The 6,422-nt window shown below is 61.5% G+C and carries 8 protein-coding genes; 4 read left to right on the top strand and 4 right to left on the bottom strand.

What is annotated here, in order from left to right; genetic code table 11:
* The first annotated feature begins 152 nt into the window (after nt 1–152).
* A complete protein-coding gene (locus tag ACUN9V_RS10515) occupies nt 153–344 on the top strand; it encodes a hypothetical protein (protein ID WP_445511338.1) in 192 nt (63 codons plus the stop codon).
* Nucleotides 345–427: 83 nt separating this feature from the next.
* Nucleotides 428–1,378 (top strand): alpha/beta hydrolase fold domain-containing protein, encoded by a 951-nt coding sequence (locus tag ACUN9V_RS10510; protein WP_445511337.1) that lies wholly within the window; start codon nt 428–430, stop codon nt 1,376–1,378.
* Nucleotides 1,379–1,485: 107 nt separating this feature from the next.
* Here the strand turns inward: ACUN9V_RS10510 and ACUN9V_RS10505 are convergent, their stop codons facing one another.
* Genes ACUN9V_RS10505 through ACUN9V_RS10495 form a run of 3 tightly spaced genes read right to left on the bottom strand, consistent with a single transcriptional unit; the run spans nt 1,486 to nt 2,165 of the window.
* A complete protein-coding gene (locus tag ACUN9V_RS10505) occupies nt 1,486–1,650 on the bottom strand; it encodes a hypothetical protein (protein ID WP_445511336.1) in 165 nt (54 codons plus the stop codon).
* Nucleotides 1,651–1,659: 9 nt separating this feature from the next.
* Complete coding sequence (locus ACUN9V_RS10500; protein WP_445511335.1) at nt 1,660–1,914, bottom strand: Txe/YoeB family addiction module toxin; 255 nt, start codon at nt 1,912–1,914, stop codon at nt 1,660–1,662.
* Nucleotides 1,911–2,165: a type II toxin-antitoxin system Phd/YefM family antitoxin gene (locus ACUN9V_RS10495; RefSeq protein ID WP_445511334.1), complete on the bottom strand. Its 255-nt coding sequence runs from the start codon at nt 2,163–2,165 to the stop codon at nt 1,911–1,913. The genes ACUN9V_RS10500 and ACUN9V_RS10495 overlap by 4 nt, the downstream gene beginning before the upstream one ends.
* Nucleotides 2,166–2,369: 204 nt before the next feature.
* On the opposite strand from ACUN9V_RS10495, the gene ACUN9V_RS10490 reads away from it, so the two are divergent.
* Nucleotides 2,370–4,286 (top strand): SulP family inorganic anion transporter, encoded by a 1,917-nt coding sequence (locus ACUN9V_RS10490; RefSeq protein WP_445511333.1) that lies wholly within the window; start codon nt 2,370–2,372, stop codon nt 4,284–4,286.
* Here ACUN9V_RS10490 and ACUN9V_RS10485 read toward each other — a convergent pair.
* Nucleotides 4,275–5,483, bottom strand: coding sequence for an AGE family epimerase/isomerase (locus ACUN9V_RS10485; protein ID WP_445511332.1), 1,209 nt, complete (start codon nt 5,481–5,483; stop codon nt 4,275–4,277). The two genes, ACUN9V_RS10490 and ACUN9V_RS10485, sit on opposite strands and share 12 nt — an antisense overlap.
* Before the next feature lie 203 nt (nt 5,484–5,686).
* On the opposite strand from ACUN9V_RS10485, the gene csiR reads away from it, so the two are divergent.
* Nucleotides 5,687–6,376 (top strand): DNA-binding transcriptional regulator CsiR, encoded by a 690-nt coding sequence (gene csiR / locus ACUN9V_RS10480; protein WP_445511331.1) that lies wholly within the window; start codon nt 5,687–5,689, stop codon nt 6,374–6,376.
* The last annotated feature ends 46 nt before the right edge of the window (nt 6,377–6,422 follow it).

The raw sequence follows: 6,422 nt of genomic DNA, 5'->3' as shown, positions 1-6,422 counted from the left end.
CCATGACCTACAGCATGGATCTGCCTGAGCCCGAGAAGAACTTCGGCGTCGATCTATCAACCTTCTGGCGGGACTAAGCACTTGGAGGGGCTGGCAGGCACCTTCAACCAGATAATCCGGATACCCTGAATATTGAAGACTACAAGTCAGTATTGAAAGCATTACAGCAGATCATCGATGACGCTAAATCCTTGATGACCCAATTTGAAGGCAACAATATCGATCAGGCCCTCTCGAGCGGAAACCATACGCTCCACGAACTGTATCAGCGCGCAGTGAGTTCGCAGAAGACCTATACCCACGAAATGCTGGATATGCTGGAAAAGCAGGCGATCGCTGACTGAGCGGGAATCGTCCACTCCCGATTGGCACTTCATCAGCGTGGGCCCTAGGCTAAGTCCACTTAACCGCTTCAAGGACCTGGCTGATGCCCAAGCGTTTCCCATTCCCGAGACTGTCGGCGACAGCTCGTTGTCTATTGTCTGCCCTGCTACTGCCGCTGGCTCTGGCCGGCTGCACCACTTACGTCAACGCGCCCGACGATGATTTGCCCCCGTCGGCGCAACAGCCCCACGAGCTCGAATATCGAGTCCTTGAGGATCAGACCTACACCCCACCGGACTGGCCGCAGGCGCTGCAGGCGGATGTCTATCTGCCTGAAACCCGAGATGAGGCCCGACGGCCAGCGGTAATGATGGTGCACGGCGGCGGTTGGGAAGGCCGCACGCGGGATGATATGACGCCGATCGCCGAGCGGTTCGTGAAACGCGGCTACGTGGTGGTCAACGTCAGCCATCGGTTCGCACCCGAGTATCGTTTCCCGGCGCAACTGCAAGATCTGCAGGTCGCGCGGCACTGGATCGATGATCACGCGAAGCAATGGCGCATCGACCCGCAGCGTATCGCTGGATTCGGTTACTCTTCCGGCGCACACCTCGTCAGCCTGCTGGCTCTGGTGGCGGGCACGGACAGCGACCTGGATGCCCCGTACGGCGGGCGCGACACCGGGTTCGCTGCGGTCATTTCCGGCGGCACACCGGCGGATTTGCGGCTGTGGGACAGCGGTCGCCTATTGATTCAACTGATGAACGGCACCCAGGCCGAGCGCCCGACGGCATACGCCGAGGCCTCGCCGATCTTTCACGTTCATTCGGATGCGCCGCCCTTCTTTCTGTTTCACGGCAGTTGGGACGACCTGGTACCGCCCGAGCAGCCCGAGAAATTCATGCAGGCACTCGAAGATGACGGCAATCACGTCGAGCTGCTGTGGATGAACGGCCGCGGACATATCACCACGTTCCTGTTTCGAAGCAGTGCGGAATCGGCGGCGCTGGATTTTTTGGCGCGGGAGATGCCCGACCTAAAATTGAGTCCTTGACAGGCGGTTTTGGGATGGCGCCTTACGAACAAGACGCGGCGACATGACTCGAATGGCTCATCGATTTATTTTCAATCCCAGTTGCTCTCGCCGCGTAACATCGACTATCAGGTGCTTGGTCGAAACAGCTCGATTTCGAGGCCATCGATATGGCGATAGTGGCGATCGTTGGCCGTCATTAAAGTGGTCCCTCGATCCAATGCCGTTGCCGCGATGAGGGCACCTGCCATCTGCATGTTGTGGCTCAAGGTGTATTCTTCGACAAGAAACATCGCTCGAGATCAATAGTGGTACCGGCACTGGACGATAATGATCGCTTGCTCGGTCGGCTTGTACACTAGGCGATGCTCGCGATCGATACGCCTCGACCAGTAGCCCGACCAGCCGTGCCTCAACGGCTCGGGATCTCCAGGGCCACTAAAGGGCTGCCGCTGGATGTCCTTGATCAGCATATTGACCCGTTTCAGCGTCTTTTTGTCTGTGCTCTGCCAATAGAGATAGTCTTCCCACGCCTTCTCGGCCCACGTGAGCATCATTCTTCGATCAGCCCGTGCTCCTTGGCTCCACCGCTTTCGATTTCGGCGATCGCTTGGCTCAAACGCTCGGCATTCCTGGGGCTGGCCATCAAGTAGGCGGTTTCTTCGTAAGATTTGAAGTCTTCCACCGACATGACAATGGCCGGCTTGCCATTCTGACGGGTAATCAGAATAGGCGTGTGGTCGTCGTTGACTTTATCCAACGTCTTGGCCAGCTGACTGCGGAAGGCCGAATAGCTCAGCGTATCCATTGGCTCTACTTCTCAGGACTTTAGGTACGCCATAATGTACATGTACAACAATAAGTACGCAACGGCATTGCCACTCGAATCAGACTGCGAGAAGCAGGATTCCAGCCGCCCACCGGCTTGCACCCGTCACCGAGTACGCGCACCATCTAACGCCTTGATTATCCTGTTCAACGATAAGCTTATTACCTGGAGCCGGACGAGACGATGAGCCTTTGGCGCCGATTGACGGGAACCGATGCGCGCGAGCAGATTCGCTTCCGCGCCCGTGTGGCACGCTATTTTCCGATCATCAGCTGGGTGCCCTACTACAACCGCCATCTCCTCAGCGAGGATCTGGTGGCGTCGATCATCGTCACGCTGATGGTGATCCCTCAGGCTTTGGCCTACGCCATACTCGCCGGGCTGCCGGCGATCACCGGCCTCTACGCCAGCATGCTGCCGCTGATTCTCTACACGATCTTCGGCACCAGTCGTACCCTGGCCGTGGGGCCAATGGCGATCGTCTCGCTGATGACGGCGGCCGCATTGTCGCCGCTGTTCGAAAGTGGCACCCCGGCCTACAGTCAGGCCGCCGTGACCCTGGCGATGCTCTCGGGGCTGATCCTGGCGGTCATGGGTCTGTTGAGACTGGGGTTCTTCGCCAACTTTCTCAGCCATCCGGTGGTCTCCGGCCTGCTCACGGCTTCCGGCGTGCTGATTGCTGCCAGCCAGTTCGCGAGCCTGATCGGCATCGGCGGTTCCGGCTTCACGCTGATCGAGCAGCTGACGCATCTGCTTACCCATCTCGGCGGCGTTCACTGGCCGACGCTGGTGCTCGGCGTCTCCGCGCTGGTCTTTCTGCTGCTGATGCGCCGCGCCGGCCCGTGGCTTCAGAAGCTCGGGCTGAGCGCCGGTACTGCGACCTTCATCGTGCGCCTGGGGCCGGTCATCGCGGTCGCCATTACCACGCTGGCTTCCTGGGCACTGCATCTGCCCGGGCTTGGCGTGAATGTCGTCGGTGACATTCCGGCGCATTTACCGCCGCTCAGCCTGCCGTCGTTCGAGCCGGGGCTGCTGCGCGACCTGCTGCTACCGGCGTTTCTGATCAGCGTGGTCGGGTTCATCGAGTCGGTCTCGCTGGCGCAAATGCTGGCCGCGCGGCGGCGTGAACGGATTTCACCGGACCAGGAGCTGGTCGGGCTGGGGACAGCCAACCTCGCGGCAGCGTTCACCTCCGGCATGCCGGTGACGGGCAGCCTGTCACGCACTGTGATCAACTTCGATGCTGGCGCCCGCACCCCGGCTGCCGGGGCGTTTGCCGCCCTCGGCGTGGGGCTGGTGATCCTGTTCCTGACCTCGCTGATCGCCTATCTGCCGATCGCGACGCTCGCCGCCAGCATCATCGTCTCGGCGATGACGCTAGTCGACCTGCCTGGCCTCAGACGGACCTGGCACTACTCGCGCAGCGACTTCGCGGCGATGTTGATCACGATCCTGCTGACGTTCGTCGAGGGCGTGGAAGCCGGCGTCATGGCCGGGGTCGGCGTGTCGCTGGCGCTCTATCTGTATCGCACCAGTCGGCCGCATACGGCGGAAGTCGGACGTCTGGCAGGCACCGAGCATTTCCGCAACATCCAGCGCCATGAGGCGGAGGTCGATGACGAGATCGCCCTGCTGCGGATCGACGAAAGCCTTTACTTCGCCAACGCCCGCTATCTGGAAGACACCGTCTACGGTCTGCTGGCCGACCGCGAAAACATGAAGCATCTGGTGCTGATCTGCTCGGCGGTCAACCTGATCGACGCCTCGGCGCTGGAAAGCCTGGAGTCTATCAATTCCCGGCTCAAGGATTCCGAAGTGACCCTGCACCTGGCCGAGGTCAAAGGCCCGGTCATGGATATGCTCGGCAACAGCGACTTCCTCGAGCATCTGACCGGCGAGGCTTATCTCAGCACCTTCGCGGCCTGGACCGATATTCGCCACCGCCTGGATGACGAACGGGCCGCGCTTCTGAAGTCGACCGAAGCCTCGACGGAAGCTTCGAAAGAGGCGTCGACCGGGGCTTCAGAAGAGACGACGACCGACGCTTATGCTGATGAGACGCCGCCCGCGACAAGCCCGACCAGACCGTCAGACCGATGACGCCGTCTTACGCTCGCCGTGCTGGCGCTGCATGATCGGCAGAATGTCGCAGCAGGCACCCAGGATCTGCCAGTCGGTCTTGGGAGCCGGGCTCTTCTCTCTGGAATAGCGGCGGTTGTCCGGCGTCAGGATGCGATACCAGCCGCCGTGCTGGTGATCGATCAGATGCTGCCAGCAGTAGTTGGCGATTCTGTCATACCAGCGCCAGTAGCGGGCCTCCCCGGTCAAATCGCCGAGCATCGCGGCGACGGCCAGGCCTTCGGCCTGCACCCAGTAAACCTTGTCGCGATTGAGAGGCTGGCGATCGAAATCCACGCCATAGACCAGGCCGCCATGGCGGCTGTCCCACCCCTTTTCGACCGCCTCGATGAACAGCCGCCGGGCCGTGGGAATCAGCCAGCTTTCGGCTGGGCAATGGCGTGCCAGCCCGATCATCAGTCTGGCCCAGGCGATCTGATGCCCGATCTGAAAGCCCCAGGGCCTGAATAGATCGTCAGGCTGATCGCGGTGATAGTCGAAGTCGATATGCCAGTCGCGGTCGTAATGTTCCCACAGCCAGCCATCACCCATGGGCGCGAGCTTGTGCCACAGCGTTCGAGCGATATTCAGCGCCCGCTTCAGAAAAGCGGTATCGCTAGTCGCCTCGAAGGCCGCGATCAGCGCCTCGCAACTGCGCAGGTTGGTGTTCTGCCCGCGATAGCCAGTCAACTGCCAGTGCGTGTCCGCCTCATCGGCGTACAGCTGCCAATGCGGCTCGAAGAAGTGCCGGGTCTGTAGCGCATGAACATGATCGAGCCCGGCTCGGGCTTCGCCGACCCCCGCCTTCAGCGCCGTGGCGTAAGCCAGCATCACCGAAGCCCAGCCGTAACCGCGGTGGGTGGCATCATCCGGCTTGTCGTGCTCCAGCGTCCACGCATAGCCCTGAGTACGGGTCTGATAATGCTTATCTTCGATGAATTTCAGCCCGTGTCGCACCCATTTCAGCGCCTCGGGAGCGCCGGTATGGATGGCATGGCGCGCGTAGAGAATCACGTAGCCGGCGCTGGAAACGAGATGCCGATGGTGACGGTTATAGCGCTGCCCGTCGTCGGTGAGATAGTGATAGAAACCCGCCTGGGGATCGATACAGCGCGGGTGGTAGAACGCCATGGTCCTGGCGATATGCTGCTCGATCTGGTGCGGCGTGGTCAGCGGCATGGCTACCTCCCGGAAGACGAAGGCGATGACGATCTCGCCAGCACCGCTTGCCCGACATTCTGCGCGGTCGCTTATCCGGCATTGTGGGCGGTCGCCGATAGCGCAGCAATCCGCCACTGGTCGAACGCGGCTAGCCCTGAGGCCCTTCCCCTGGCGTCGATATTCCCGTTCAATATCGACACATTCTCGTAATGGCCATTCGCATGACCCTCGATGCCAGCCAGTCCCCGACCGCGCTCGAAGCCTATCGCCGGCTCAAGGGCGATATCGTGCGCGGCCACTACGCGCCGGCGGAAAAGTTGGCGATGAGTCAGCTCAAGAGCCGTTACGGGATCGGCGTCGGCCCCCTGCGCGAGGCGCTGACGCGGCTGATCGGCGAGCAGCTGGTCACCGGCATCAGCCAGCGCGGCTACCGCGTGGCACCGATGTCGATCGCCGAGCTCGACGCCATCTACGATGCCCGCGCGGAACTTGAAGGCCTGCTGATACGGCTCGCCATCGAACGCGGCGACGACGAGTGGGAGGCGGCGATCCTCGCTCGCGCCCATACCCTGAGCAAGATCGACAGAGTGCAGGACGCCGACGAGATGCTCGAACGCTGGGATACCCGGCACCAGGCGCTGCACGATGCCATGGTCGCCGGCTGCGGCTGTCCACCGTTGCTGCAAGCGCGTGCGGCACTGTTCGATCAGGCTCAGCGCTATCGCCATCTCTGGCTGCGTCAGACCGTCTTTTCCGAACAGGCGCTCGCCGACAAGCGGCGCGAACATCAGGCGCTGCTCGAGACGATCCTCTCCCGCGACGCCCCGGCCGCCAGTCGATTGATGCGCGAACACCTGATGACGCCGGTGCCGATCATCCGGGAACGGCTCGAGGAACGGGGCTGGATTTAGGGCTTATGGCTTAGGGATTAGACACTCGGCAACCTGGCCAGCATCG

It is taken from the genome of Salinicola sp. V024 (assembly GCF_052645315.1).
This window is presented reverse-complemented; position numbering and strand designations above follow the sequence as displayed.

What these genes read in the sequence shown, in the direction of transcription:
- ACUN9V_RS10510 (WP_445511337.1), top strand. Translation starts at nt 428, where the DNA reads ATGCCCAAGCGTTTCCCATTCCCGAGACTGTCGGCGACAGCTCGTTGT.
- ACUN9V_RS10505 (WP_445511336.1), bottom strand. Translation starts at nt 1,650, where the DNA reads ATGTTTCTTGTCGAAGAATACACCTTGAGCCACAACATGCAGATGGCA.
- ACUN9V_RS10500 (WP_445511335.1), bottom strand. Translation starts at nt 1,914, where the DNA reads ATGATGCTCACGTGGGCCGAGAAGGCGTGGGAAGACTATCTCTATTGG.
- ACUN9V_RS10495 (WP_445511334.1), bottom strand. Translation starts at nt 2,165, where the DNA reads ATGGATACGCTGAGCTATTCGGCCTTCCGCAGTCAGCTGGCCAAGACG.
- ACUN9V_RS10490 (WP_445511333.1), top strand. Translation starts at nt 2,370, where the DNA reads ATGAGCCTTTGGCGCCGATTGACGGGAACCGATGCGCGCGAGCAGATT.
- ACUN9V_RS10485 (WP_445511332.1), bottom strand. Translation starts at nt 5,483, where the DNA reads ATGCCGCTGACCACGCCGCACCAGATCGAGCAGCATATCGCCAGGACC.
- csiR (WP_445511331.1), top strand. Translation starts at nt 5,687, where the DNA reads ATGACCCTCGATGCCAGCCAGTCCCCGACCGCGCTCGAAGCCTATCGC.